This window comes from Winogradskyella pulchriflava (genome assembly GCF_042434315.1).
Taxonomy (GTDB): Bacteria; Bacteroidota; Bacteroidia; order Flavobacteriales; family Flavobacteriaceae; genus Winogradskyella; species Winogradskyella pulchriflava.
In genome coordinates this window covers 112,292-137,223 of record NZ_JBHLTQ010000003.1, presented here as the reverse complement: position 1 = coordinate 137,223, position 24,932 = coordinate 112,292, and the positions used below count along the sequence as shown (strand labels likewise).

The 24,932-nt window shown below is 33.3% G+C and carries 29 protein-coding genes; 5 read left to right on the top strand and 24 right to left on the bottom strand.

Annotated features, from left to right (window positions below):
• The first annotated feature begins 56 nt into the window (after nucleotides 1-56).
• Nucleotides 57-911, top strand: a complete 855-nt coding sequence (locus tag ACFFGA_RS06835) for an aminotransferase class IV (RefSeq protein ID WP_386061573.1) — start codon at nucleotides 57-59, stop codon at nucleotides 909-911.
• 18 nt (nucleotides 912-929) lie between these two features.
• Here ACFFGA_RS06835 and ACFFGA_RS06830 read toward each other — a convergent pair whose 3' ends face one another.
• From ACFFGA_RS06830 to ACFFGA_RS06810, 5 genes are all read right to left on the bottom strand, one after another.
• On the bottom strand, nucleotides 930-1,484 hold the full coding sequence (locus ACFFGA_RS06830; RefSeq protein WP_386061570.1) for a YqgE/AlgH family protein: 555 nt from the start codon (nucleotides 1,482-1,484) through the stop codon (nucleotides 930-932).
• A 129-nt stretch (nucleotides 1,485-1,613) separates the two neighbouring features.
• Complete coding sequence (locus ACFFGA_RS06825) at nucleotides 1,614-1,886, bottom strand: HU family DNA-binding protein (protein ID WP_076620986.1); 273 nt, start codon at nucleotides 1,884-1,886, stop codon at nucleotides 1,614-1,616.
• A gap of 196 nt (nucleotides 1,887-2,082) precedes the next feature.
• On the bottom strand, nucleotides 2,083-3,042 hold the full coding sequence (gene fmt, locus ACFFGA_RS06820; RefSeq protein WP_386061567.1) for a methionyl-tRNA formyltransferase: 960 nt from the start codon (nucleotides 3,040-3,042) through the stop codon (nucleotides 2,083-2,085).
• Complete coding sequence (locus ACFFGA_RS06815) at nucleotides 3,039-4,934, bottom strand: RecQ family ATP-dependent DNA helicase (RefSeq protein WP_386061564.1); 1,896 nt, start codon at nucleotides 4,932-4,934, stop codon at nucleotides 3,039-3,041. The genes fmt and ACFFGA_RS06815 overlap by 4 nt, the downstream gene beginning before the upstream one ends.
• On the bottom strand, nucleotides 4,934-5,476 hold the full coding sequence (locus ACFFGA_RS06810; protein WP_386061561.1) for an AAA family ATPase: 543 nt from the start codon (nucleotides 5,474-5,476) through the stop codon (nucleotides 4,934-4,936). The genes ACFFGA_RS06815 and ACFFGA_RS06810 overlap by 1 nt, the downstream gene beginning before the upstream one ends.
• Before the next feature lie 91 nt (nucleotides 5,477-5,567).
• Here ACFFGA_RS06810 and ACFFGA_RS06805 point away from each other — a divergent pair, with 91 nt between their 5' ends.
• From ACFFGA_RS06805 to murA, 3 genes are all read left to right on the top strand, one after another.
• Nucleotides 5,568-5,861, top strand: a complete 294-nt coding sequence (locus ACFFGA_RS06805) for a DUF493 family protein (protein ID WP_386061558.1) — start codon at nucleotides 5,568-5,570, stop codon at nucleotides 5,859-5,861.
• 89 nt (nucleotides 5,862-5,950) lie between these two features.
• Nucleotides 5,951-6,607: a DUF4290 domain-containing protein gene (locus tag ACFFGA_RS06800; protein ID WP_386061555.1), complete on the top strand. Its 657-nt coding sequence runs from the start codon at nucleotides 5,951-5,953 to the stop codon at nucleotides 6,605-6,607.
• A gap of 5 nt (nucleotides 6,608-6,612) precedes the next feature.
• Nucleotides 6,613-7,929: a UDP-N-acetylglucosamine 1-carboxyvinyltransferase gene (murA, locus tag ACFFGA_RS06795; protein ID WP_386061552.1), complete on the top strand. Its 1,317-nt coding sequence runs from the start codon at nucleotides 6,613-6,615 to the stop codon at nucleotides 7,927-7,929.
• Between the two features lie 86 nt (nucleotides 7,930-8,015).
• Here the strand turns inward: murA and ACFFGA_RS06790 are convergent, their stop codons facing one another.
• From ACFFGA_RS06790 to ACFFGA_RS06715, 16 genes are all read right to left on the bottom strand, one after another.
• Complete coding sequence (locus ACFFGA_RS06790; RefSeq protein ID WP_386061550.1) at nucleotides 8,016-8,378, bottom strand: SnoaL-like domain-containing protein; 363 nt, start codon at nucleotides 8,376-8,378, stop codon at nucleotides 8,016-8,018.
• 252 nt (nucleotides 8,379-8,630) lie between these two features.
• Complete coding sequence (locus ACFFGA_RS06785; protein WP_386061547.1) at nucleotides 8,631-9,935, bottom strand: cryptochrome/photolyase family protein; 1,305 nt, start codon at nucleotides 9,933-9,935, stop codon at nucleotides 8,631-8,633.
• A gap of 3 nt (nucleotides 9,936-9,938) precedes the next feature.
• Nucleotides 9,939-10,400, bottom strand: a complete 462-nt coding sequence (locus ACFFGA_RS06780; protein WP_386061545.1) for an SRPBCC family protein — start codon at nucleotides 10,398-10,400, stop codon at nucleotides 9,939-9,941.
• An 8-nt stretch (nucleotides 10,401-10,408) separates the two neighbouring features.
• The gene (locus tag ACFFGA_RS06775) at nucleotides 10,409-10,873 is read right to left on the bottom strand and encodes a TspO/MBR family protein (protein ID WP_386061542.1); all 465 of its coding nucleotides are present in this window, start codon (nucleotides 10,871-10,873) and stop codon (nucleotides 10,409-10,411) included.
• 4 nt (nucleotides 10,874-10,877) lie between these two features.
• On the bottom strand, nucleotides 10,878-11,045 hold the full coding sequence (locus ACFFGA_RS06770; RefSeq protein ID WP_386061540.1) for a Lacal_2735 family protein: 168 nt from the start codon (nucleotides 11,043-11,045) through the stop codon (nucleotides 10,878-10,880).
• Between the two features lie 5 nt (nucleotides 11,046-11,050).
• Nucleotides 11,051-11,590: a glutathione peroxidase gene (locus ACFFGA_RS06765; RefSeq protein ID WP_386061537.1), complete on the bottom strand. Its 540-nt coding sequence runs from the start codon at nucleotides 11,588-11,590 to the stop codon at nucleotides 11,051-11,053.
• Nucleotides 11,591-11,594: 4 nt separating this feature from the next.
• Nucleotides 11,595-12,278, bottom strand: a complete 684-nt coding sequence (locus ACFFGA_RS06760; protein ID WP_386061534.1) for an SDR family NAD(P)-dependent oxidoreductase — start codon at nucleotides 12,276-12,278, stop codon at nucleotides 11,595-11,597.
• Between the two features lie 2 nt (nucleotides 12,279-12,280).
• Nucleotides 12,281-12,508 carry a hypothetical protein gene (locus ACFFGA_RS06755; RefSeq protein ID WP_386061532.1) on the bottom strand — a complete coding sequence of 76 codons (228 nt, stop codon included), beginning with the start codon at nucleotides 12,506-12,508 and terminating at the stop codon, nucleotides 12,281-12,283.
• Nucleotides 12,509-12,511: 3 nt separating this feature from the next.
• Nucleotides 12,512-13,204 carry a GTP cyclohydrolase I FolE gene (folE, locus tag ACFFGA_RS06750; protein ID WP_386061530.1) on the bottom strand — a complete coding sequence of 231 codons (693 nt, stop codon included), beginning with the start codon at nucleotides 13,202-13,204 and terminating at the stop codon, nucleotides 12,512-12,514.
• Nucleotides 13,205-13,259: 55 nt separating this feature from the next.
• A complete protein-coding gene (locus tag ACFFGA_RS06745) occupies nucleotides 13,260-13,532 on the bottom strand; it encodes a TIGR03643 family protein (protein WP_386061527.1) in 273 nt (90 codons plus the stop codon).
• Nucleotides 13,529-13,960 carry a hypothetical protein gene (locus ACFFGA_RS06740; protein WP_386061525.1) on the bottom strand — a complete coding sequence of 144 codons (432 nt, stop codon included), beginning with the start codon at nucleotides 13,958-13,960 and terminating at the stop codon, nucleotides 13,529-13,531. The genes ACFFGA_RS06745 and ACFFGA_RS06740 overlap by 4 nt, the downstream gene beginning before the upstream one ends.
• Nucleotides 13,961-14,145: 185 nt before the next feature.
• On the bottom strand, nucleotides 14,146-15,567 hold the full coding sequence (locus tag ACFFGA_RS06735; protein WP_386061522.1) for an SDR family oxidoreductase: 1,422 nt from the start codon (nucleotides 15,565-15,567) through the stop codon (nucleotides 14,146-14,148).
• 147 nt (nucleotides 15,568-15,714) lie between these two features.
• On the bottom strand, nucleotides 15,715-16,767 hold the full coding sequence (gene arsB / locus ACFFGA_RS06730) for an ACR3 family arsenite efflux transporter (RefSeq protein WP_386061519.1): 1,053 nt from the start codon (nucleotides 16,765-16,767) through the stop codon (nucleotides 15,715-15,717).
• A gap of 2 nt (nucleotides 16,768-16,769) precedes the next feature.
• Nucleotides 16,770-17,387, bottom strand: coding sequence for an arsenate-mycothiol transferase ArsC (locus ACFFGA_RS06725; RefSeq protein ID WP_386061516.1), 618 nt, complete (start codon nucleotides 17,385-17,387; stop codon nucleotides 16,770-16,772).
• A gap of 20 nt (nucleotides 17,388-17,407) precedes the next feature.
• Nucleotides 17,408-17,878 carry a DUF6428 family protein gene (locus ACFFGA_RS06720; RefSeq protein WP_386061513.1) on the bottom strand — a complete coding sequence of 157 codons (471 nt, stop codon included), beginning with the start codon at nucleotides 17,876-17,878 and terminating at the stop codon, nucleotides 17,408-17,410.
• 24 nt (nucleotides 17,879-17,902) lie between these two features.
• Nucleotides 17,903-18,235, bottom strand: a complete 333-nt coding sequence (locus ACFFGA_RS06715) for an ArsR/SmtB family transcription factor (RefSeq protein WP_386061510.1) — start codon at nucleotides 18,233-18,235, stop codon at nucleotides 17,903-17,905.
• A gap of 180 nt (nucleotides 18,236-18,415) precedes the next feature.
• Here ACFFGA_RS06715 and ACFFGA_RS06710 point away from each other — a divergent pair, with 180 nt between their 5' ends.
• On the top strand, nucleotides 18,416-19,261 hold the full coding sequence (locus ACFFGA_RS06710; RefSeq protein ID WP_386061507.1) for a DUF2911 domain-containing protein: 846 nt from the start codon (nucleotides 18,416-18,418) through the stop codon (nucleotides 19,259-19,261).
• A 69-nt stretch (nucleotides 19,262-19,330) separates the two neighbouring features.
• Here ACFFGA_RS06710 and ACFFGA_RS06705 read toward each other — a convergent pair whose 3' ends face one another.
• The 3 genes from ACFFGA_RS06705 to ACFFGA_RS06695 all read right to left on the bottom strand — a co-directional run bounded on the left by ACFFGA_RS06705 (nucleotide 19,331) and on the right by ACFFGA_RS06695 (nucleotide 24,768).
• Complete coding sequence (locus tag ACFFGA_RS06705; protein WP_386061504.1) at nucleotides 19,331-20,308, bottom strand: Gfo/Idh/MocA family protein; 978 nt, start codon at nucleotides 20,306-20,308, stop codon at nucleotides 19,331-19,333.
• Nucleotides 20,298-22,115 (bottom strand): sodium:solute symporter family protein, encoded by a 1,818-nt coding sequence (locus ACFFGA_RS06700; protein ID WP_386061501.1) that lies wholly within the window; start codon nucleotides 22,113-22,115, stop codon nucleotides 20,298-20,300. Before ACFFGA_RS06700 ends, ACFFGA_RS06705 begins: the two co-directional genes overlap by 11 nt.
• 133 nt (nucleotides 22,116-22,248) lie before the next feature.
• Entirely contained in the window at nucleotides 22,249-24,768 is a 2,520-nt protein-coding gene (locus ACFFGA_RS06695) for a PIG-L family deacetylase (RefSeq protein WP_386061499.1), read from the bottom strand.
• Nucleotides 24,769-24,932: the final 164 nt, after the last annotated feature.

Sequence of the window (24,932 nt, the reverse complement as noted above, 5' to 3'; positions counted from 1 at the left end):
TCAACTATTATATCTTTGTCTCGATTTAATTTTTTAATGAATCGAGACTTTTTTTTATGATAAATTTTAATGGCAATCTAGTCGATAAAACAAATTCTAAGCTAACATCTGAAAATAGAGGGTATAAGTATGGTGATGCGCTTTTTGAGACCTTAAAAGTAGTGAATGGTAAAATTTTCTTTTGGGAAGATCACTACTTTAGACTCATGGCTTCTATGCGAATTATGAGAATGGATATTCCTATGAATTTCACCATGGAATTTCTTGAGGCAGAAATCTTAAAAACTGTTGAAGTAAACGACTTATTAAATGCCTCAGCTAGAGTAAGACTTAATGTAGATAGAGGAGAAGGTGGTAAATATTTGCCAGATACAAAAACCGAAATCAACTTTAATATTGTTACTGAGCCTTATGATAGCCCGTTTTATAACATTGACAGTTCAGTTTCGTATACAGTAGATTTATATAAAGACTATTTTGCGGCGCCAGGATTATTATCGGGTTTAAAATCTAACAATAAAGCTATTCAGGTTATTGGGAGTATTTATGCTAAGGAAAATGATTATGATAATTGTTTAATCTTAAACACAAATAAATCTGTAATTGAAGCATTAAACGGAAATTTATTTTTAGTTAAAGGGGATAAAATAAAAACTCCTCCTCTAGAAGATGGTTGTTTAAAAGGTGTAATGCGAAAGCAAATGCTGGATATTTTATCTAAAGATGTTAATTTGTTTGTTGAAGAAACGTCCATTAGTCCGTTTGAACTTCAAAAAGCAGATGAATTGTTTATTACCAACGTAATTAAAGGCATTGTGCCAATTACCCAATATCGTAAGAAAACTTATGGTAGTAATTTTGCTCAAAGTCTTGTGGCAAAATTGAATGCTAAGTTGAGGTTAAGTATGTAATTAGATACATAACCTTATCTAATTATAGCTAGGATTTTCAGGAGCATTAGACCATATACTATAATCACCTCCCAGTTCTAGCATTTTTTCGCGCCAAAAAGAATTGCACGATTTTGCTATAATGTTATTGTCGTAAATGTTTTCTGAAACTAACCAAGCATTAGACTCAAGCTCATTGTCTAACTGTTGTTCTGCCCAACCAGAATAGCCTAAAAAGAACCTAATATCGTCCTGCGAAATTTTGCTTTCATTAATAAGGTCTATCACTACATTAAAGTCGCCTCCCCAAAAAATACCATTAGATATTTCTATACTATTAGGGATTAATTCGGGTGATTTATGGATAAAATAAAGATTATCCTGTTCTACAGGACCACCATTATAGATTTTAAAGTCTGCCTCAGTTCCGTCTACAAGATCTTTAAGGTTATATTCTAAAGGCTTATTTAAAATAAAACCTACGGAACCCAAAGCATTATGATCTGCAAGAAGAATCACTGCTCTATTGAATGAGATGTCTCCGATTATGGATGGTTCTGCAATAAGTAAATTGCCTTTTTCGGGTTTAGTCATTTTCTTTTCAGCCTTTGTGACAACTAAATCTATGATATTTTTATTAATTAAACAACTTAAACGACTGAAAAATAGCGCAAAAAAAAGCCCACTCTGTGAGTGGGCTCTGTATCTTTAAGATAAAATGTCTTAGTTTACAGCGTTGCTTAAGTCAGAACCTGCCTTAAATTTCACTACGTTTTTAGCTTTAATCTTAATAGTCTTTCCAGTCTGAGGGTTTCTTCCATCTCTTGCAGCTCTTCTAGATACTGACCAAGAACCAAAACCTACTAAAGAAACTCTGTTTCCTTTTTGTAAAGCTCCTTCGATGTCAATTAGCATAGAATCTAATGCTTTTTTTGCAGCCGCTTTTGTAATTCCAGCATTTTCTGCCATACCATTGATTAAATCTGTTTTGTTCATAAATATTAAATTTAAATTGTTAAAAATTTGGTTTTTAAATAGTGATTATTAAAAATCCGTACACAAAATTATTAGGAATATTAAGCTACGCAAGTAATAGCAAGGGAAAAAGGCGTTTTTGTTAATAAGTTATGCCATTTGTTAATAAAGGAATGCATTTTGTCGGATTTTTTATGATACCAATGCCCATAAGGGTTTACAGCAGTTTTGCGGATTCAGAAAATTCAAAGCCATTTAACAACGATTTTACATCCATTTTTCGCTTTCCTGGAAGCTGAATTTCGTTAACTTTAATGTAACCTCCTATACATGCGACTTTTAATTCATCCTTTGTAGTAAATATGGCTCCTGAATTGTGATTGTGTGTTGTGGCTTCTTTTTCGATATTATATAATTTAATGGTGAGTAGTTCGTCTTCGTCATTATCTAAATAACACCAAGCTGTAGGAAATGGATTTAATCCACGTACCTTATTGTATATAGTATCTAAATCTTGAGACCAATCAATCTTACAATTATCACGGTTGAGCTTATAGGCGGTTTTTAAATCTTCTGATTTTGGTTGAATGGTTGTAGAAACAGTGTCTTTTTCAATTAACTCTACCGTTTTTATAACTAAATCACTTCCAATAGTCATTAATTCGTCGTGAAGTTCACCAACCGTTGTGTCATTTCCAATTTTAGTTTCTTTGCTTAAGATAATGGCTCCTGTATCAATTTTTTCATCAATAAAAAATGTGGTGACACCTGTTTTTGTTTCTCCATTAATTATAGCCCAATGAATTGGAGCTGCACCTCTATATTGTGGTAATAACGAAGCATGAAGATTAAAGGTACCATATTCTGGCATTTGCCAGACTATTTTTGGCAGCATCCTAAAGGCTACAATAATTTGTAAATTGGCATTTAGCGCTTTTAGTTCCTCTATAAATGATTCAGCTTTTAAGTTTTTAGGTTGTAAAATATTTAGGTTTTGTTTTAAAGCAAATTCCTTTACTGCCGAAGCTCTTAATTTTTGTCCACGACCAGCTTTGCGGTCTGGTGCTGTAATAACACCAACAACATTGTACTCATTTTCAATGAGCGCTTTTAAGGTAGCCACAGCAAAATCTGGTGTGCCCATAAAAACAATTCGTAAGCTACGTTTTTCTGTCATGTAAGTGTGTAAGTATTTATGTGGGTTAATTTAATTTTTTTAATCTCGATGAGTTCAGATAGGTTGTCTAACAACACTTTTTCGCTACAATGAAGTGCGTTTAATAGTTGTCGCGAAGATAAATCTTCTCTTTGTAAAATTTCTAATATTTGGTTTGAGATATCAGCTTTTTTATTAATGGATATCTTTGTAGTTTTATCTAAGCAAACCGAACATTGACCACAGGATTTTGTTGATTTTTCTCCAAAGTAAGCAAGGAGTTGCCGGTTCTTACAAACAGAGTCGTTCTTAATATAATTAAGGACTGCATCAACTTGTTGGTGTTTTAATAAATGTTGCTGCTCTATAATTTTAGAAATAGGATTTATAGTAATATCATCCTCACGAGGTTTTAAGAATGTAATTTCAGAATCGGTATTGGCAATTTGCAGACTAATAACTTCATCTTTTTGTAATTGTTCTAACTGTGATATCACTTGCTTTTCTGATAGGTTGGATTTTTGTATTACTAAACTTAAATTCACTTTAGTTTCATAATCAAAAATGCCACCATAAGTCCTCAGTAACACTTTTACTAATGTATTTAATTCTAAATGTGTTTCGAGATATTGAAACAGCACATTATTTGTTGTTATAAACTGAATTTTTGTCCTAAAATTAAAATGCTGGGTTAAGGCTATAACTGAGTTTCGGTCTAAAATTAACAAGGTGTTGTAGGTTATACTAGGATTCAGTTTATAGGTAGAACAAAAGGATTTAAAATCAAATTGATGTGTACTACCTTCGCCTTCGCCATAGGCAATCTGAAAATAGTTGCAGAGTTTAATGTAAACTTTCTTTACATAATCAACCGAAGGTAATGTGCTTAAAAATTGGCTACGTAAGTTATCTTCATCAATATACTGTTTTAAAATAATAGCATGTGCCAATTCTCCATCACGACCAGCTCGACCAGCTTCTTGATAATAACTTTCTAAACTTTCTGGTAAATTAAAATGAATTACGGTTTTTACATTAGCCTTATCAATTCCCATTCCAAAGGCTGTAGTGGCAACGATTATTTCCTTTTGCCCATTAGTCCATTGGTACAACCGTTCTTGTTTTTCTTTATTAGTAATACCTCCATGATAAAAGGTAGAAGAAAATCCTTTAGCACTTAAAAAGTTATGAATATCTATTGTCGCTTTTCTATTACGCACATAGACAATAGAAGCACCTTTGTGTGTATTGAGAATATGTTGTAATTGAAATAATTTGTCGTCCGTATGTATAACACTGTAGGCTATATTTTTTCGTTCGAACGAAGCTTTGAAGACCTTTGGAGATATAAAATCTAAGTTTTCAATAATATCATCTACCACATTATGTTTTGCTGTTGCTGTAAGAGCGATACAGTTAACCGTAGGATGAATTTTTCTTAAAAGATTGATGTTTTTATAGGCTGGTCTAAAATCATTTCCCCATTGACTGATACAATGCGCTTCATCAACAACAATTAGGTTTACTTTCATTTGTTGTAAACGTTCTTGCACTATTGGCTGCTGTAAACGTTCTGGTGATAAATACAAGAATTTATAATTTCCGTAGATGCAATTATCTAATTGTGTATCTAAATCGCTATAAGACATACCAGATGTTAGTGCAATAGCCTTAATACCTTTTTGTTTTAAGGTGCTCACTTGGTCTTTCATCAAGGCGATTAGTGGAGAAATTACAATGCAAATACCATCTCTAATCAAAGCAGGAATTTGAAAACAAATGGATTTTCCGCCTCCTGTTGGTAATAGGGCAAAAGTATCTTCTTGGTTTAAAACCGAAGTGATAATTTCTTCTTGAAGCGGTCTAAAAGCTGTATGATTCCAGTACCGTTCTAAAACTTCTATTGGGTGCATTACTGCAAATTTAAGGTCTCTAGGACAAAATCTGTACGTTTTTCAATACTTTCAAAAGGGACATCAACTAATTTGTAGCCAAAACGTTCATAAGTTTCTAAAAGGTGGTGGTGAATTTTAGTTGCTTGGTCAAAGTTTTCGTAACGTTCACTATCACTGATAAATATTTCTTGCCATGGTGCCAATATAAAAACAAAGTCGTAACGATGCGTCTCACACACTTCAACAAAGTGCTTTGGGTAAGTATCTCCTATATAATCCATATAAGCTAATACATCATGTAAACCTCTGTCTAAAAAGACTAAAGGCTCAGACTCGTTACTGGCATCTATATATTGCTTTGTGCGTCCTTCTAGCAACTTCTCACTAAATAATAAAGGTTCGGTTAAAAAGAGTTGTTCTATACCACTCTCTCTGGCTTCCAAGGTAATCTGTCTGGATATTTCATCGTAGCATAAGTAGCCACGTTTTTTTAACGCATTAATAATTGAAGATTTCCCTGTACCAGGGCCACCAGTAATAACTATTTTCTTTGGGTTCAAATTGGCAAAATTTTTGTTGTAAAATTCGTGATAAAAAATTAAATCGAAAAATGTAAAGTTAAGTGTATCTTTGCACTTGAAAAATTTTGACATGGATAGTTCTAAGAAAAGTGAAGAGTTTTACGAAAAGCTAAAGTCTCAATTATACGATACTGCGCTTTGGCCAACAGAATATTTGTACAAGTTTATTGTTCTTTCAGATGGCTCTGGAATTAAGGACGTAGAAGACCTGTTTAACGATTTGGGTGCTGTAATTAACACCAATGAATCTAAGAACGGAAAATATACAAGTATTTCTATCAATGTTAGAATGAAAAACCCAGAAGCTGTTATAGAAAAGTACAAGGAAGTTGCAGAAAATGTAGAGGGTGTAATTTCTCTTTAAAAATTCTTTTAAGCTTCGTAATTTTTTGTACTTTGCAACAAAACCTAATGACTACAGGTTTATAAATATTTACTACACATTTTACAATTTTGATTGACAATTTAGAATACAACACAGAACGCGAGCATTTAATTATTCCTGAGTATGGAAGACACTTGCAGAAGATGATTAATTATGCAAAAACTCGCGAAACCAAAGAAGAACGCAATAAAGTAGCCAAAGCTATTATTTCGGTAATGGGAAATCTGCAACCTCACTTAAGAGACGTGCCAGATTTTCAGCATAAATTATGGGATCAGCTTTTTATAATGTCTAATTTTGAATTAGATGCAGACTCTCCTTATGAGAAACCTTCTGAAGAAGAATTAAAATCGCGTCCAGAACCATTAAAGTATCCGCAAAACCATCCTAAGTACCGTTTTTATGGTAATAATATTAAAACTATGATAGATGTAGCGGTGAGTTGGGAAGAAAGCGAACTAAAAGAAGCTTTAACTTACACCATTGCTAACCATATGAAAAAATGTTTCCTTAATTGGAACAAAGATACGGTTGAAGATGAAGTGATTTTTGATCATTTATACGAGCTTTCTGACGGTAAAATTAACCTTAAGAATAGCGAAGAAGATTTAAGTGATTCTTCAAGTTTGATGCGTACTAAATCTAAATACGGTAATAGTAAGAGCAGTTCAAACAAGAAAAGTTCTGGCAAGAAAAAATATTCCAATAACAGAAAACGTTACTAAAACGTATGGGAACATTTATAATTGAAGGAGGTCATAAGTTAAAAGGAAAAATCCAGCCTCAAGGTGCTAAAAATGAAGCATTACAAATCTTATGTGCAGTTCTCTTAACTGCAGAAAAAATTCAAATAGACAACATACCAGACATTATAGATGTCAATAAACTAATCGCTTTATTAAAAAAACTGGGTGTTAAAATCGAAAAGCTAGGCAAAGGCTCATTTTCTTTTCAAGCAGACGAAGTTAATTTAAAATACTTAGAATCTGCTGAATTTAAAGAAGACGGTAAAGGCTTAAGAGGCTCAATAATGATAGTTGGTCCTTTATTAGCACGTTTTGGCAAAGGATATATACCAAAGCCAGGTGGAGATAAGATTGGTCGTCGTAGATTAGATACACATTTTGAAGGTTTTATAAATCTAGGAGCTAAATTCCGTTATAATAAAGAAGATTTATTTTATGGAGTAGAGGCAGACAAGCTAAAAGGAACTTACATGCTTTTAGATGAAGCTTCGGTAACTGGTACGGCTAATATTGTAATGGCAGCTGTTTTAGCAGAAGGAATTACAACAATTTACAATGCAGCTTGTGAGCCTTATTTACAACAACTATGCAAGATGCTAAATCGTATGGGAGCCAAAATTTCTGGAGTTGGTTCAAATTTATTAACTATAGAAGGAGTTGATAAACTTGGTGGTACAGATCACAGAATGTTGCCAGATATGATTGAAATAGGTAGTTGGATAGGTCTTGCAGCGATGACTAAAAGTGAACTGACCATTACTAATGTGAGTTGGGATGATTTAGGGCAGATACCAAACGTATTTAGAAAAATAGGTATTACAGTAGAGCGTCAAGGAGATGATATCCATATTCCTGCTCATACAAATGGTTATGAAGTACAGAATTTTATTGATGGTTCTATCTTAACCATTGCAGATGCACCATGGCCAGGATTTACACCAGATTTATTAAGTATAATATTAACAGTACTAACTCAAGCTAGAGGAAGTGCAGTAGTGCATCAAAAGATGTTTGAAAGTCGTTTGTTCTTTGTTGATAAACTTATTGATATGGGAGCAAAGATTATTCTTTGTGATCCACATAGAGCTACAATTATTGGTCATGATTTTAAATCGACCTTAAAAGCGACTACAATGACCTCGCCAGATATTAGAGCAGGTGTGTCGTTGCTAATTGCGGCTTTATCTGCAAAAGGCACTTCAACTATTCATAATATTGAGCAGATTGATCGTGGTTACGAAAATATAGATGAGCGTTTAAGAGCCATTGGTGCTAAGATTGAAAGAGTAGAAGGGAACTAATATTTTAGTATATAGTAAAAAGTAAAAAGTGTAAAGTCATACAAGGTATACAATTTTACACTTTTTACTTTACACGGCTTCCTTATTTATTCCATAGAATATAAAAATTGCTCATTTACAATTTTTCCGTCCTTAACTTCAAATACGGCAAGTTCTTCCATTTGTTGTCTTCCTCTGTCCTTAAAGGTAACATCGAAAGTCATTTTTGTGGTAAAATGATTTCCTGCAACAACAGGCTCGCTTATATCTCCTCCATGAAACTCTTTAACATTATCTAGCCACTCTTTATTTTTATTCCATACATTTTGCCTTCCTGTAACCACTTCACCAGGCATTCCTGGCATTTCTTTACTGGTTACATTGTCTGCATAAAGTTCATTAACGCATTCTAGGTTTTTACCTTCTGCACACATTTGATGCCATTTTTTTGCTACGTCCCAAGTATTCATAATATATAGATTTACAATTAGTTGCTTAAAGTTAACCAAAAGAAAACAATGTTATCTTAAAATAATGTTAGGTTTTGTAGTGTATAAAAGAAAAAGCCCTGAGGACTAATCAGAGCTTTTTAAAATTGTTTATTGAAATGGTTATTTCTGTAAAGGTGTATAACACCTTATTAATTGCAACGTAAATTATTTTATTTTATTGTAATCCTTTAGTATAAAAGTTAATAGCGAAGTGTATCCTTAGCATTGAAGTTAATTTAATGCAGATTTATAAGTTTCTAAGCAACGTTCTCTAGCTTCTTTATGGTCTACCATTCTTTCCACATAATCATCAGACTCAAATTCTGGGACATATTTTTTAATGTACTTTCTGTCTTTATCGAATTTATCTATCTGAGTTGTTGGATTAAAAATTCTGAAATAAGGTGCAGCATCAACACCACTTCCCGCAACCCATTGCCAATTACCAACATTGCTGGCCATTTCGTAATCATGAAGTTTCTCTGCAAAGTAAGCCTCGCCCCAACGCCAATCTATTAGTAAATGTTTACATAGAAAACTACCAACTAACATTCTAACCCGATTGTGCATAAACCCGGTTTCATTAAGTTGGCGCATACCAGCATCCACTAAAGGATAGCCTGTTTGGCCCTTGCACCATTTTTTAAATTCTTCTTCATTGTTTCTCCATTCAATCCTGTCATATTTAGCTTTAAATGAATCTTTGGCAGTGTGAGGATAATGCCATAGAATTTGCATAAAGAATTCGCGCCATATTAATTCTTGCCAAAAGATTTCATTGTTTTCGGCAATGGCCTTTTTAATCATTTTACGAATACTAACCGTACCAAAACGTAAGTGAGGGCCTAATCGGGATGTGGCATCCTTTGCAGGGAAATTTCGAGTGTCTTCATATTGTTGAATTAGAGTAGGCGTTACCTCATAATCTGCAATTTCTTGTTTAGAAGTTTTAAACCCAATGTCTGATAAACTTAAATTTGGTAATCTTGAGTGTTCAACTAAATTGCTGAGATAGGAATTGGTATAGAAAATTTCTAAGTTGATAGTTTTGAATTTTTCCTTCCAAGTGCGCATATATGGTGTGTAAACAACATAGGGATCACCATCTTGTTTTACAACTTCATTTTTCTCAAAAATTACCTGGTCCTTAAAAGTTTTAAAACCAACATCATTTTTATCTAGCAACTTTTCTATTTCCTCATCACGTTTTTTAGCATAAGGCTCGTAATCGTGATTTGTATAAACTGTATGAATTTTGAATTCTTTCAATAGGGTTTCAAAAATATCTTTTGGTTTACCGTGATATATCGCAATACTGCTTCCATATTCATCTTGCAAAGTCTGCCTCATATCTTGAAGCGTTTTGTGTATAAAGGTTACACGAGCATCATTTTTTGGTAATTCATCCAATATTTCAGAATCGAAAATAAAAATTGGTAGTACAAGATGTTCTCCTCTTAAGGCTTCATAAAAACCAACATTATCGTCTAATCTCAGGTCTCTTCTAAACCAAAATATATTCACTGTAGGATTCATAAATTAATATTTTCCAAAAAGTTCTTCTAACTTTTTTGTTCGGTAGTTAAAAATTTCTTCAAGTTTCGGTTTTACTACAATTGGATGGAATAGTTGACCTATAATTCCCATTGGTACTTTATAATCTATAATGTCTTCCATCTCTATACCACCTTCAATTTCTTTAATAAAATGTTTGTGATGCCAAAGTGCATACGGCCCAAAGCGCTGTTCATCTACAAAGTATTCTTTATCTCTAACATGTGTAATCTCTGTGACCCATTTCGTTTTTATACCCAGCACAGGAGTTACAATGTATTGAATAATCTGACCAGGAAACATTGGTCTGTCAGCACCAGATAGGATATTAAAGCCCATATAATCTGGTGTTATAGTTTTAAGGTTTTTTGGACTCGATAAAAAATCCCACGCTTGGTCAATAGTAATAGGTAGATTTTGTTTTTTATGCAGTCGGTAAATTTTCATCAGAAATCTTAATTGTTAATAACAATGTATGCATTAAGTGAGGTGGCAATACATAACCATAAAAGATACGGTAATAGTAGGTATTTGGCATATTTGAGTTTATCGCTTCTAAACGTTATGAAATAATAAAATATGACTAAAGTGAGTGCTACGATAACAGCCAGTGCGACAATTGTTAGGTGTTGATTAAAGAAAAACCAATTCCAACTAACATTTAACAAAACCTGAAAAGCATATAATAGCCATAGAAATTGTGATTTTCTTAAGTGAAATAATTCTGCTAAATACCATGAAAAGCAAAGCATTATTGTAGTCCATGCTACACCAAAAAACCAACCAGGTGGCGTCCATGGTGCCTTATAAAGGTAAGTGTACCAGTCCGAAGTTGGGCCATTATTCATTAACCAACTTCCTAAAGCTAAACCTCCAAAATTGATGATAAGAAATAGTATGAAAACATATTTTTTTTTCAAACTGTTATGATGTTAGTCTGTTTATTTTTTCAGAAATCCGTTCTGCTTCAGCATATTTTTTGTCGCTTTCAGCACGATTAGTGGTTGAGAGTCTATGCCAATCGGCCATTAGCTTTTCATATTGTTTTTGTAATTTATCTAACTCTGACGTTTTCTTAAATAATCCGAACATAATCTTTATTTTAAATATTTGGTAATACGAGAATTCATTGGTTTTGTAATCGAGTAGAAGTAATCAATAAATTCACCATTTTCATCCACTAAATATTTCTGAAAATTCCATTTTACCACTGAATTTTGTCGGCCGTTAATAGCTTTTTTTGTTAACCATTTGTACAGCGGATGCTGATTTAAGCCTTTAACACTAATCTTCTCAGTTATTAAAAAAGACACGCCATAATTGACTTCACAAAATTCTTGAATCTCATTAGAATGTCCTGGTTCTTGTTTTCCAAACTGGTTACATGGTACACCAATAACTACTAAGTTATCCTTGTAAGTTTCGTGCAATTGCTGTAACTCTCTATATTGTGGCGTAAATCCGCATTTAGAAGCTACATTTACAAATAATATCTTTTTACCTTTATAGTCGGAAAATTGAATTGGTTTGCCTTGAAGACTATTAATTTCAATATCATAAATAGATTGAAGTGCATTTTTTTTTACACTGGCATCTGAAGTCGATATTGTACTGATAAAAGCTTTAATTGGGTTCATAATCTTATAATTTAAAACTTACAATACCACAATCCATTTCAAAAATCTGTCCAGATAAGGACGCAGCTTTATCAGACAATAAGAATGTAGCCATGTCCGCAACCTCTTGTGGTTCTAAATATTTTTTTAGCGGATGCCTCTCATTCATGTTTTCAATCATCCTGTCGTTTCGTAATAATTTAGAAGCTAAATCTGTGTTTGTTACTGTAGGTGCAATTGCATTAACACGAATAGTTGGCGCTAATTCTGCACCTAATGATTTGGTTAAACCTTCTACTGCAGATTTTGAAGCTGCTACGCTGGCATGAAATGGCATACCTAATTTAGAAGCCACAGTACTAAATAGTAATATTGATGGTTTGTCACCATTTTTTAGGATGGCTAAATATTTTTGAACCGCTTTGACCGCACCAAGTACATTAATTTCAAAATCGCTTTTAAAATCGTCTATACTTAGTCTGTTAATAGGTTTTAGATTAATGCTGCCAGGACAATAAACTAAACCGTCTGTAGCCTCTAAATCTGGTAACTCATCATTTAAAACATCACATTGGTAATGCGTTAAATTTTCGTGAGTAACCTCTGGTTCAGTTCTACTTATATTTATGACTTTATGCGAAGAAAGCAAAGCTATTACAACTGCATTGCCTATACCTTTGCTTCCTCCAATGACTATTATAGTCTTCATTTTTATGATGCTGTTAAAGGGCGTCCTTTTAATCGCTTTTCAATCTTTTGCTTAATAACAGTAAGACGTTTCATAAGATCCATAAGTTTAGAATCTTTTTTTTCTTTATAAATTTCGTTTACTTCTAATATTAAATCTTTAGCTTCTCTTGCGGCTAAAATTCTATCACTTGTTGTTTTAAATGAAAACTTTCTGTTTTCAAATTCTAAAGCTCTTTCTATTGTTTTCATAGCTTAATTGTTTATATAATTTTGTAATTCTGCAATTTTTGAGGCTGTATTAAATTCGCCTCCATAATATGTTGTTACTGTAGTTGATGTATCATCTTGTATACCTCTAGAGGAGACACAAAGGTGCTTAGCATCAATAATTACGGCAACATCTTCTGTGTCTAACACAGTTTTTAATTCATTTGCTATCTGATTCGTAAGACGTTCTTGTACTTGTGGACGCTTGGCGTAATATTGAACTATACGATTTAATTTTGAAAGTCCAATCACTTTACCAGAAGATTTGTACGCAATATGTGCTTTACCAATAATTGGCACAAAATGATGTTCGCAATTAGAGTAGAAGGTGATATTCTTTTCTACTAACATCTGATTATACTGATATTTATTGTCAAAGAGTGCAATTTTTGGCTTATTCTTTGGATTTAGTCCAGAGAAAATTTCTTCTACGTACATTTTAGCTACTCTATCTGGTGTACCTTGAAGAGAATCATCGTTAAGGTCTAACCCAATAACATCCATTATTTCTGAAAATAAGATAGATATGCGTTCTTTTTTTTCGGTATTAGACATTTCAAAAGCATTAGGCTTCATCGGTGTTTCTAAGCCTGTAAATAAATGGTCGTCTCCGATATCTTCAACACTAAAACCGTTTAAGTTTTTACCATTTTTTTTGGAAATCGTTTCTGTATTCATAGAATCTTTTTAATGTGCTGTCTTTAAGTACTCCAAGCTTAAATCAAAGCACGTGTTAACGTTTTGAAATAGAGTTGTTTGATATTGTTCTTTGTCTAGAGCACTTAAATCTGCCTTCGTCAAACGTTCTTTTTTTACTGTGTTTAGTAGCTCTACCTTGTACTCTTGCTCTCCATAATCTGAAGCTACTTGGTTTTAATTCGCTTCGCATTAAATTAATAACCTCTTGTTCTTTTAATTTAAATTGAAATGTAATAGCATCAAACGGTGTTCTATCCTCCCATGCCATTTCAATAATTCTATCAATGTCTCTAAGTTCTATTTTCATAAATCTTGAGGCATTGCATATTGCATATCATATTTCGTTTTTTCATCTAAAAGCTTGTCAAAGAACTTTTTGTTTTCACGAAATGTTTTATTTGCTCTAAAATGCACAAATTTTCCTTGTGCATGTATACTAGAACCATTGATTTTATAAATAACGAGATGGTAATAAGGTATAATCCATGTAAAATTTTTTAAACCTTTATTTATTCTTATAAGAATGCCTTTGGGTCTTAATTCTATATTACCGTAATTAACGTCTGAAACCAAATTCATCATCGATTGCATATTTGGACTCACTTCGTCAATGATCATGCGTTTAGAACCTACACCATTCATTTTCAATTTCTGTACCAAACTAAAAGGACGGCCAACTAAATCGGCAATAATCTGTTTGTGTTCAGTGTTATAATGTGTAGAATTTAGTATCATATTCAGTCAAATATACAAAATGTTTAATAATTTTAAAAAATAGTTAAACAAAAATTAACAGATAATTATGAGTAAAGAAAAGTGGCTATATAGAATGAAGAATTAGTCGCTCTTCAGTATACGTTTACTATCTTTATAGTAAGTCGTTTAAAAATTCTAAAACTTTCTTAGAATTTATTTTCTATTTAGTTCTTATGTACTAATGAATTTATCATGCCATTAAAAACTAAAGCATGAAATGGTAAAACAGCATACCAATACAATCTGCCCCAAATACCTTTAGGTCTAAAAACAGCGCGTTGATGCAATTGTCCTTTTACAATTTTAAATTCTAACCAAGCTTCTCCTGGTAAACGCATTTCAGCGAATAGTAGCAATCGTTTTTCTTCTTTACTGGCATACAAAACACGCCAAAAATCTAATGCATCACCAGCTTCTAAATACGTATCGCTGGTTCTTCCACGCCTTAGACCAACACCACCAAAAAGTTTGTCCATATAACCTCTTACTTTCCAAAGTCCATTGAAACTATACCAGCCATTTCTGCCACCAATTCCCCAGATTCTATCTAAGGTATAAGCTTCATCAGTAACAGTTTTTTGTCTTTCATCTTTAAAACAACCGAATTGTGGTATTTCGATATGCTTAGACAATTGATCTTTAAAACGTCCGCTGCTTACGGCATCTTTCCAGCTCGATATTACAGCATTTTGTTCAATTCTTTGAAAGGCTAAATCCACAGCAGTTTTATAATCCATAGGTTCTATGTCTATAATTTCATTGATGTTACTGGGTTTGCCTATCACTTCAACGGTCATGCTATCAACCAAGGCAGCTGCGAGTTGAAACGACGTCGAGGTAACAAAATAAAGCCAATACGAGGATAGTTTAGGTGTTAGTACAGGAAGCGTAACAATATAACGTTTTAATCCTCTGACTTCTGCAAATTGCAATAGCATTTCTTTGTATGTCAATACTTCTGGACCAAAAATATCGTAAGCCTTGTTGTATAATTCTTCTTTACCTAATCCACCAGCTAAAAAGTTTAAAACATCTCTAATGGCTAAGGGTTGTGTTTTAGTATTCAGCCATTTTGGAGTTATCATAAAAGGTAGTTTCTCTACGATATCTCTTATAATTTCGAAAGATGCGCTTCCACTACCAACGATAATTCCCGCTCTAAAGGTTGTTAAGGCGTAGGAATCGGATTTTAAGGTATTTTCTACCTGTAATCTCGATTTTAAATGTTTAGAAAGGGATTCATCATTAACAATACCACTTAAATAAATGACTTGCTTACAATGCGTTGGTTCAACCAGTTTTTTGAAATTTTCGGCACATTGTAATTCCAAGTCTACAAAATCATCAGAGCTTGTAGACATGGAATGAATTAAATAATACGCAGCGTCAATGTCGTCAGGAATTTCTGCATCTTCTGGTTTTAAGAAATCAACCTTTATAAATGTGCAAAGTGGATTATCTTCAATTTCATCTGGAATACGATTTAAATCACGTACACAACAAATTAACTCATGTTTATCTTTTAACAGTTGTAGCGCTAGCCGTCTTGCAATATAGCCTGTTGTGCCTGTAATTAATATTTTCATTGAACATTGATTTTTATAAATTCAAGGCAAGGCTGTGGGCTCATTCCTAGTCCTTGTTATGAATTTACTAGGCAAAAATACAAAATGTTTAATGATATATGATAAAAGTTAAACAAATAGTGGAAAAATAGATAGTTTTACATTTAACTACACTGTTTTAGGTTGATAGTATTTCTTACGTAACCAAAATGCCACTCTAACTAAAAGTATTAATGCTGGTACTTCTACCAAAGGTCCAATCACACCTGTAAAAGCTTGACCAGAATTTAGTCCAAAAACAGCTATGGCAACAGCAATGGCTAATTCAAAATTATTGCCGGCTGCAGTAAATGCGATAGCGGCATTTTTATCATATGTTGCTCCCATCGCTTTACTAACAAAGAAGCCAATGAGAAACATTATTGCAAAGTATATTAACAATGGAATGGCAATGATAACAACGTCCATAGGTATTTCTACTATTAGCTCGCCTTTTAAGGAAAACATAACAATAATTGTAAATAATAAGGCAATTAATGTTAAAGGTGAAATGGCAGGAATAAAGGTTTTAGTATACCATTCTTCACCTTTTAATTTCACTAAAATTAATCGCGAAAAAATACCGAGTAGAAATGGAATTCCTAAATAAATAGCAACACTTTCAGCAATTGTTGCAATAGAAATATCTACAATAGCACCTTCAAAACCAAAATAGGGTGGAAGCACAGTAATAAATAAGTAAGCATAGAAGCTATATGCGAAAACTTGAAAAATACTATTAAGTGCAACAAGACCAGCGCCATATTCACTACTCCCTTCAGCTAAATCATTCCAAACCAACACCATAGCAATACATCTTGCTAATCCAATAAGAATTAAGCCAACCATATATTCAGGATAATCTTGCAAGAATATAATGGCAAGAATAAACATTAGTACAGGTCCAATAATCCAATTTAAAACTAAGGAAATAGACAAGACTTTTACATCCTTAAATACTTTTGGTAATAAAGCATAATTTACTTTAGCAAGTGGTGGATACATCATTAAAATGAGTCCAATAGCAATTGGGATGTTGGTGGTTCCGCTACTATAGGAATCTATAAGATTTGGAAATGAAGGTATAAAATAGCCTATACCTACACCAACAATCATAGCTAAGAATATCCATAAAGTGAGATAGCTATCTAAAAAACTGAGCTTCTTTTTGATTTTGGTCATTGTTATGATTTTTTTATCTGAGAGAAAACATATTTTAATTCAGTTGCAATTTGTGTGCTGCGCTCATCATATTTTTCCAATTGCATAGGTGTATTATCAAATGCCTTTGGATCTTCGAAAGTAATCGGAATACGCTTTTCTGCACCAGCAATAAAAGGACAGCCTTGATCTGCCGAAGAACATGTCATGATAGCTGCAAAACCAGAAGCTGGATTGAATTCTGAATTGACAGTTTTAGAAAACCCAATGATAGCAGGTGAATTTTCAGCATACTTAATGCTATATATTGGATTATTTCCGGTAGAAAGGGTTTCTACTTTAAATCCAGACGTTTCTAAAGTCTGTGCAGCTATAGGAAATAGGGCAGTAGCTTCAGTTCCTGCAGAGTAGCAAAACAAACCGTTAATACCAAAATAAGTGCCAATAGCCTGTGCCCAAGCTTGAGATAAATGACTTCTTCTAGAGTTATGGGTGCAAATAAAATTTAGATTAATGGTTGCTTTGGCATCAACTTTAGCTTGAATAAACTCAATCAAGGGTTGTAAAGTAGCTTTTCTATCCTCTGAAATTGAAGAGGTGTCTAAACCATCTATTTTTTCTGATAATTTTGAAAATAACATAGCGAATTAATAGGTTATGATTAACAGCAGTTTCCGTCTGGTGAACAACAAGGTTCGGCTGATAGATCTGCTAATTTTACTTTTGGTTTTGCTACAGGAATACCACAATTGTCTTTTGCTAAACAATCTGTTTGCTTTGTGGTGAGTAAAAAGCTTGTTCCATCGAAATCTAAACCAAACTTCCCAATGGTATCTGCTTGATATTCGACTTCAATTTCTAAATTGTCCATAATATTTAAAGTCTTCTGAGACAATTCTATAATGTTCAATAATTTTTCTGGATGCAGTCTGTGATTGTAATCATTAGCATTCCAAAGTTGAAAGTTTACGACTTCTTCATAGCGAACAGTGCCACCACAATCAATAAAGTTTTTAGTGATTTTGCCAACTTCCGTAACATGGAAATGACTTGGTACTAAAGTTCCGTTTGGTAATTTAAAAGCTATAGTTTCAAGCTCATTTAATTTTGATTTAATCTCTGAAAGTTTCATAATTCTAGTGATTTAAAATTTTATTTAACAACAGTTATTTTTTTCGTTTAGATCTTGATTAATAAAATCTGAAATAATGGTTTTCATATTTGACCAATTTTCTTCATCAATACAATAGCAAACACTTGTGCCTTCAATATTTCCTTTTATCAATCCTACTTTTTTTAATTCCTTTAAATGTTGGGATATCGTAGGTTGTGCTAAGCCAATTTCTTCAACCAAATCACCACATATACAAGTGTTTGATTTAAAAATATGCTGTAGAATAGCTACTCTAGCAGGATGTCCAAATACCTTTGCTATGTTAGAAATTTCATTTTGTTTCTCGGTAAATATTTCACTTTTGGTTAAACCCATAATTAGTTATATTATTATATTGCAATATTACGATTAATAAATTTATTTCTACATAAATTTTTCATAAAATCATCTTTAAGCTTCAATTTAATTTTGTTTTAAGTATTCCTTAACATTTATAGCGTCTGTTAAGTCGTAAATTTATGGCACTTTAAAAACAAACACTTAACACTATACAAAATGAAAAAATTAGTACTATTTGTATTTGCTCTAACATTAATGGTTTCGGTAAATGCACAGATTGAAACACCTGCACCGAGTCCTGCTGGTAAAATTGAACAAGTTGTAGGTTTAACCGACGTGGCTATTGAGTATTCACGCCCATCTATGCGTGGAAGAACAATTTTTGGCGATTTAGTTCCTTATGGTAAAATATGGAGAACTGGAGCAAATGCAAGAACAAAAGTAACATTCAGTGACAATGTAACTGTTGGTGATACAGAGCTTAAGGCTGGAACTTATGCCATTTTTACAATTCCACAAGAAAAAACATGGGAGGTTATTTTTTATACTGACTATGCTGGTGGTGGAGCTCCTGCTGAATTAGATGAGTCTAAAGTAGCTGCACGTGTTAATGCACCTGTATATCCTATAGAAGTAGATATACAATCTTTCACTATTTCTATAGACGATATTACTAGTAACTCTGCTGTTATAGGTATGATGTGGGAGAACACTTATGTTGGTGTGGAATTTAAAGTAGCAACCGATAAGAAGGTGTCGGCTTCTATAGATAAAGCATTAAATGGTCCTGGATTTAATGAATATTATGCTGCTGCAACATATTACTTAAGTGAAGGAAAAGACATTAACAAAGCTAAGGAGTGGATAGACAAAGCAATGTCTATGACTAAAGAGCCACGTTTTTGGCAGTTAAGACAACAATCTTTAATTTATGCTAAATCTGGAGATAAAAAAGGAGCTATTGAAATTGCTAAGAAATCTTTAGCAGCTGCTACCAAAGCTGGTAATGCAGATTATATAAAAATGAACAATGATTCTATAAAGGAATGGGGCGGAAAGTAAAATAGATGTTCTAGACATAAAAAAACGCAACTCATTGAGTTGCGTTTTTTTGTTTTGTATGGTGTTCATTTATGAATAGTCCAAACCAATGATTTTTCTAATGTGGTCTAAAGTGCTAATTAGTTGCAGACTTTTATTAAAAGGCATAACGTCGCTTTCTTTTTTGCCATCTCTAATTAATTGATTGAAGTGCTCTATTTCATAACTATAGCCAATAGTTGTGTACTTAAAATCTAAAAGTTCGGAATTACCGTTTTTGTCCGTTAACGTAACTGTTGATGGTTCGTGAAATCTACTATTGATTTTTATCATTCCGTTTTCGCAATGAAAAATAGCTTCAGTTTTTGTTTCTTCTAGTAATGTGCTTTTTAAATAAGCTTTAGCATTATTATAATGAAAAACCATCTTACATTCAGCGTCGGCTCCTGATGAAAAAAACTGAGCATCAGCTTCTATATGATTTGGCTCACCCAATGAAGAAAGTGCTGCAAATACTGGGTAAATTCCAATATCTAACAAACTTCCTCCGCCAACAGATTTGTCAAAAACTCTCGAGGTTTCATCATATACTGGATGAAAACCAAAATCGGCTTCAAGTTTTATCACATTTCCAAAATGTTTGTTTTTTATTAATTGTAAAACATATTGATAATGTGGAAGGAAAATTGTCCACATAGCTTCCATTAGTAATGTGTTGTTTTGCCTTGAAGTAGCAATCATCTCTTTAACTTCATCGCTATTCATGGCAAAGGGTTTTTCGCAAAGCACAGCTTTTTTGTGATTAAGACAAAGTAGGCTATGGGCTTTATGAAAGCTATGAGGTGTAGCAATATAGATGGCATCGATATTTGGATCTAATGCTAAATCTTCGTAATTACCATAAGCAACATCTGCATTTAACTTTAAGGCAAAACTTTTCGCTTTTTTAAGATTTCTAGAAGCTACTCCATAGAGCTTGGCGTTTTCAACTGTATTTAAATCTTCAGCAAATTTTAAGGCAATTTTGCCTGCTCCAATAATTCCCCATTTAATGACCTTAGTTTCCATTAGTTCTGGTTTTTGGTAATATAGGCTGGAGTATATGAGCAATAATGATAACCAAAATACAGCCAAATAAGTTAAGCCATAGATATGGCATCCAATCTAACCACCAACCGATAATTACAATTAATTGGGTGATTAGTGCTCCGACAAAAACGGCATTACCTTTTATATGTTTAAAGAAGAATGCCAGTAAAAATATACCTAAAACATTACCGTAAAAAATTGAACCTATAATGTTTACTAACTGAATTAGATTTTCGGCTAAATCAGCAAAACAAGCAATAATAATGGCTATAATTCCCCAACCTAATGTAAACCATTTGGTCATTTTTACCATATGTTCTTCGCCTTTATCTTCTTTGAGGTTTCTGCCGTATAAATCTATTGATGTAATTGTTGCTAAAGCATTAATTTCTGATGCTGTTGAAGACATTGCTGCTGATAGAATTACAGCTAACAATAAACCAATCAATCCTGTAGGCAAGTGATTTAAAATAAACCTAATAAACATATAGTCTCTATCATTGGTTTGTGTGTCTTTAGCTGCATCATTATAAAGTGCTATAAGTTCAGCTGACTTAGAAATGTATGCTTCGCTTTTAGGATTGGAACTTAGTTCCTCAACTTCATTTTTTAGTTTGTTATAATCTGCTGTATAGTCAGGATCGACTGCTTTTTTAATTAAGAATTTAGATTCTTGACGATAGGTTTTTTCAAGGCTATCCAGCTTAAATAGCTCTTGTTTTAGAATAGGATCTTCACTTTTAGAAAACTCTAAACTAACGTTCTGCTTTTTAGAAAACACTACTTCTTGCTTATCCTGAAGCATTCTATAGTCATCACCATATTCCGAAGCTAAAACAGTTTGGGTGGACGCATCAATAAAATTTAAAGGCGATGGATTGAATTGATAAAAAACGAATACCATAACACCTACTAATAGGATGAAAAATTGCATTGGCACTTTCAGCAAGCCGTTAAATAGCAAGCCCATTTGCATTTCTTTCATGCTTTTACCGGAAAGATAACGTTGCACTTGGCTTTGATCTGTACCAAAATAAGATAGCATTAAAAATGTACCACCAATTAAACCTGTCCAAACGGTATATCTGTTCTCTAAATCGAATGAAAAATCCAGAACTTCCATTTTTCCAGTTGCGCCAGCAATATCAATAGCATCCGTAAATGATACTTCATCAGGAATTAAATTAATAATGATGAACAGCGCTGCTAACATTCCAGCAAAAATGACAAACATTTGCTGTTTTTGGGTTACGGTTACAGCTTTGGTACCGCCAGAAACCGTGTAAATAATCACTAAAACACCAATAACTACATTTAGCGTTACAATATTCCAACCTAAGACAACGGAAAGAATTATTGCTGGAGCAAAAATGGTGATGCCAGCAGCTAAACCACGTTGTATAAGAAACAGAATAGCAGTAAGGCTTCGTGTTTTTAAATCAAATCGATTTTCTAAGAACTCGTAAGCTGTGTAAACTTTTAGACGATGGTAGAGCGGAATAAAGACCAAGCAAATAATGACCATTGCAATTGGTAATCCAAAATAGAATTGCACAAATCCCATACCGTCAGAAAATGCCTGACCAGTGGTTGATAGGAATGTAATGGCACTAGCTTGGGTTGCCATTACAGACAAACCGATAGTCCACCATTTGGTAGTGTTTCCACCTCTTACATAATCCTGTACGTTTTTGCTGCCTCTAGTTTTCCAGGTACCATAACCTACAATTGTAGCTAAGGTTACAATTAAAACTGTCCAGTCTATCCAATCTAAAGTTTGTTGCATACTATGCGAATGAGGCCGTTATAAAGTAAAAAAGTACTATGTATAAAGCGTTAGCAATTAACACAACAGTGTACATTTTTTTCCATTTTTGTTTTTGTGGTGGTTGGTTGTCCATTAGTTTAGTTGTTGGTTGTTAGTTTTTGAGTTTGGTTTTATCTTCTTTACCTGCGGATAACAGATTAGCGAATAATCTATAAGCTCCAGAAACACCTGCTGGAAATTCCCTGAAAAAACTCAAGCCTGTGTAGATATAATTTCCTTTGCCATATTGGGCTACAAGTAAACTTCCTTCTTTAGAACTTTCACCTTTGTCGTTAGAAGCGAGTAGAGGTGTAAATTCATCTGCCCATTCATTCGGAAAATACAAACCGCGTTCCTGAACCCAACCTTCAAAATCTTGAGGTGTAATTTTATTAGGGAAATTAAGAATAGGATGCTCTGGATTTAAAATTCTAATTTCAGCATTTTCATCTGTAACTCTGTCTCTAGACAATTTTAAATCATAAGGTGCTAAATTATCTACTTTTATACCTCTGCTTGTGTTGTATTGAATGACTAAATTTCCTCCGTTTTGTACATAGTCTAGGAGGAATTTTTGTTTAAATTTTAATTCATCAACAATATTATAGGCTCTAATACCCACAACAATAGCATCAAAATTCACAAGATTTTCTGGCGAAATTTGTTCTGGTGAAATTATAGTGACGTTATAGCCAATTTGACGTAAACTTTCTGGCACTACATCACCAGCACCTTCTATATAGCCAATATTATTGCCTCGTTTTTCAATATCCAAACGTACCACTTTACTTTCGCTAGGCATTAAAACTGTTTGAAACGGAATATGCGCATAATCTATTTCAATTAGCTCGTCTGTATAAAATTCACCATTTACATTCACTATTGGTGTAATTAAGCCTTCGCTTTGATTTTTTGGTGGAATGACGGTAAATACGACTTTTTGAATATCTCCTTTGTTGGCAATTTCAATTTTCTGTTTTTGAGGAAAAACGCTCCAATCATTTGGATAAGCCATTTGTACAAAACCTTCTATCTGATCTCTACCAGCTTTTACTATAACCTCTATGTCTTTTTGTTGATCGTTTTCAAAAATAAAAACCTTGTCACTTATGCTTGCTGAAACTTCTGGTATAATTTCAAAAGGTCTGTAGAGCTCACCTTTGTCTGGTTTTGAATACCTATAAACTACAGGTTTTGTGATGGTTATAGGTGTGTTGTTAATGTTTAGATTAAAATCTACAAAAACGGCTCTTGGTGTTTCAGGTAAACCAATAAGATTTTGGTCTTGTACATTATACACTCCTAATGTACTTTTTTTATTGAGCCAATAAGGGGTTGTGTAATTTGTGTTTTTAGGTATGGTTATGCCTTCTTCAAAATTTATGCGTTGATTGGAAGGTAATTCCATGTTTTTTGAAATATCATCTTGAAGCGTAGAAAGGTTATACGATACTAGGTTGATTTTAGAGTCACTACGATTCAAAACTTCCATTTGAAGCTTTACTGAAGCACTTGGCGAAGCCGTTGGTGTGTCTGCTGAAACTTCTAGATATAAACCAGCACAGGCTTCAATAATAGCCTTGAGTTCTTTAGTCTTAATAGTTTTCCAATGCTCATTTTTTACATTTTGAAGCAGTTTGTATGCTTCTAAAAGTTGTAGTAAATGTGACGAAGGGTTTACAAAATTAAAATTGTTCTCTACGTCGTTCATAATGTTTCCTATGGCTTGCCCACCTTCAATTCTGTTCCATGAGGTATCAATTCCTGCAAAAACATCATTGCTGTCGTCTAAAGGTTCGCCTTTTAAAAATTCAATATATTCTTGTTGCGTACCACGAGTAGATAAGCGACCAAAGCCCTGACATAAGTGCTGACTGCTGGCCAAAGAAGCGACTTCGTTATTAGACATACCTTTGGTTGGGTAGTACACACCAATATCGAAATTTAGCATGTTGCTTTTGTCAATTTTATCGAACTCTTCTTGGCTTCCGTAGCGCCACCAAGATGTGTTGTAGAATAAACGCTTGGGTTGCCAGGTTTCAGTAAACTTCAGTTGTGACGCAAATTTAGACGCATCATTAGCCAAATCAAAAGCTTCTATACTCAACATTGCAGAGCTGGTGTGGTGTCCGTGAGTTTGACCTGCTCTTCTATGATCAAAACGATTGATAATGATATCTGGTTTAAATTCTCTTATAGCCCAAACCACATCAGAAAGGACTTCGTTTTTATTCCAAATTTCTAAGGTTTCATCAGGATGTTTTGAGTAGCCAAAATCGTTGGCTCTTGTAAAGCGTTGCTCACCACCATCAACACGTCTTGCGGCTAATAATTCCTGAGTTCTAATAACTCCTAAAAGTTCTCTAATTTCAGGACCAATAAGGTTTTGGCCTCCATCACCACGAGTTAATGATAAATATGCTGTACGTGCTTTAACATGGTTAGACATGTATGAGATTAAGCGTGTATTCTCATCATCTGGATGTGCAGCAATATATAGAACGGAGCCTAAAACGTTTAGTTTTTGAACCGCTTCGTATATTTCTGAGGAATTGAGTCTTTTGGGTTGTTGTGCTTGAAGTGAGACTATTGAACTTATAAAGAGTAAAAGGCAAAGTCTAATGTTTTGCATGAGGCTAATAGTTAGTTATCCTCAAATATATAAAAGTTAGTTTTTTGAGGCCTTGGTTTTAGGTTTTGTTTAACGGTTGCGTATAAATAACAATTTTCTTTTGGTATTCAAATTGGTATCGCGAGACGGTCTATTATAACCGTCAGTTACAGGATTAAAATTAA

Coding starts and splice junctions, on each gene's coding strand:
- ACFFGA_RS06835 (WP_386061573.1), top strand. CDS start 57: ATGATAAATTTTAATGGCAATCTAGTCGATAAAACAAATTCTAAGCTA.
- ACFFGA_RS06830 (WP_386061570.1), bottom strand. CDS start 1,484: ATGACTAAACCCGAAAAAGGCAATTTACTTATTGCAGAACCATCCATA.
- ACFFGA_RS06825 (WP_076620986.1), bottom strand. CDS start 1,886: ATGAACAAAACAGATTTAATCAATGGTATGGCAGAAAATGCTGGAATT.
- fmt (WP_386061567.1), bottom strand. CDS start 3,042: ATGACAGAAAAACGTAGCTTACGAATTGTTTTTATGGGCACACCAGAT.
- ACFFGA_RS06815 (WP_386061564.1), bottom strand. CDS start 4,934: ATGCACCCAATAGAAGTTTTAGAACGGTACTGGAATCATACAGCTTTT.
- ACFFGA_RS06805 (WP_386061558.1), top strand. CDS start 5,568: ATGGATAGTTCTAAGAAAAGTGAAGAGTTTTACGAAAAGCTAAAGTCT.
- murA (WP_386061552.1), top strand. CDS start 6,613: ATGGGAACATTTATAATTGAAGGAGGTCATAAGTTAAAAGGAAAAATC.
- ACFFGA_RS06790 (WP_386061550.1), bottom strand. CDS start 8,378: ATGAATACTTGGGACGTAGCAAAAAAATGGCATCAAATGTGTGCAGAA.
- ACFFGA_RS06785 (WP_386061547.1), bottom strand. CDS start 9,935: ATGAATCCTACAGTGAATATATTTTGGTTTAGAAGAGACCTGAGATTA.
- ACFFGA_RS06780 (WP_386061545.1), bottom strand. CDS start 10,400: ATGAAAATTTACCGACTGCATAAAAAACAAAATCTACCTATTACTATT.
- ACFFGA_RS06770 (WP_386061540.1), bottom strand. CDS start 11,045: ATGTTCGGATTATTTAAGAAAACGTCAGAGTTAGATAAATTACAAAAA.
- ACFFGA_RS06765 (WP_386061537.1), bottom strand. CDS start 11,590: ATGAACCCAATTAAAGCTTTTATCAGTACAATATCGACTTCAGATGCC.
- ACFFGA_RS06760 (WP_386061534.1), bottom strand. CDS start 12,278: ATGAAGACTATAATAGTCATTGGAGGAAGCAAAGGTATAGGCAATGCA.
- ACFFGA_RS06755 (WP_386061532.1), bottom strand. CDS start 12,508: ATGAAAACAATAGAAAGAGCTTTAGAATTTGAAAACAGAAAGTTTTCA.
- folE (WP_386061530.1), bottom strand. CDS start 13,204: ATGAATACAGAAACGATTTCCAAAAAAAATGGTAAAAACTTAAACGGT.
- ACFFGA_RS06745 (WP_386061527.1), bottom strand. CDS start 13,532: ATGAAAATAGAACTTAGAGACATTGATAGAATTATTGAAATGGCATGG.
- ACFFGA_RS06740 (WP_386061525.1), bottom strand. CDS start 13,960: ATGATACTAAATTCTACACATTATAACACTGAACACAAACAGATTATT.
- ACFFGA_RS06735 (WP_386061522.1), bottom strand. CDS start 15,567: ATGAAAATATTAATTACAGGCACAACAGGCTATATTGCAAGACGGCTA.
- arsB (WP_386061519.1), bottom strand. CDS start 16,767: ATGACCAAAATCAAAAAGAAGCTCAGTTTTTTAGATAGCTATCTCACT.
- ACFFGA_RS06725 (WP_386061516.1), bottom strand. CDS start 17,387: ATGTTATTTTCAAAATTATCAGAAAAAATAGATGGTTTAGACACCTCT.
- ACFFGA_RS06720 (WP_386061513.1), bottom strand. CDS start 17,878: ATGAAACTTTCAGAGATTAAATCAAAATTAAATGAGCTTGAAACTATA.
- ACFFGA_RS06715 (WP_386061510.1), bottom strand. CDS start 18,235: ATGGGTTTAACCAAAAGTGAAATATTTACCGAGAAACAAAATGAAATT.
- ACFFGA_RS06710 (WP_386061507.1), top strand. CDS start 18,416: ATGAAAAAATTAGTACTATTTGTATTTGCTCTAACATTAATGGTTTCG.
- ACFFGA_RS06705 (WP_386061504.1), bottom strand. CDS start 20,308: ATGGAAACTAAGGTCATTAAATGGGGAATTATTGGAGCAGGCAAAATT.
- ACFFGA_RS06700 (WP_386061501.1), bottom strand. CDS start 22,115: ATGCAACAAACTTTAGATTGGATAGACTGGACAGTTTTAATTGTAACC.
- ACFFGA_RS06695 (WP_386061499.1), bottom strand. CDS start 24,768: ATGCAAAACATTAGACTTTGCCTTTTACTCTTTATAAGTTCAATAGTC.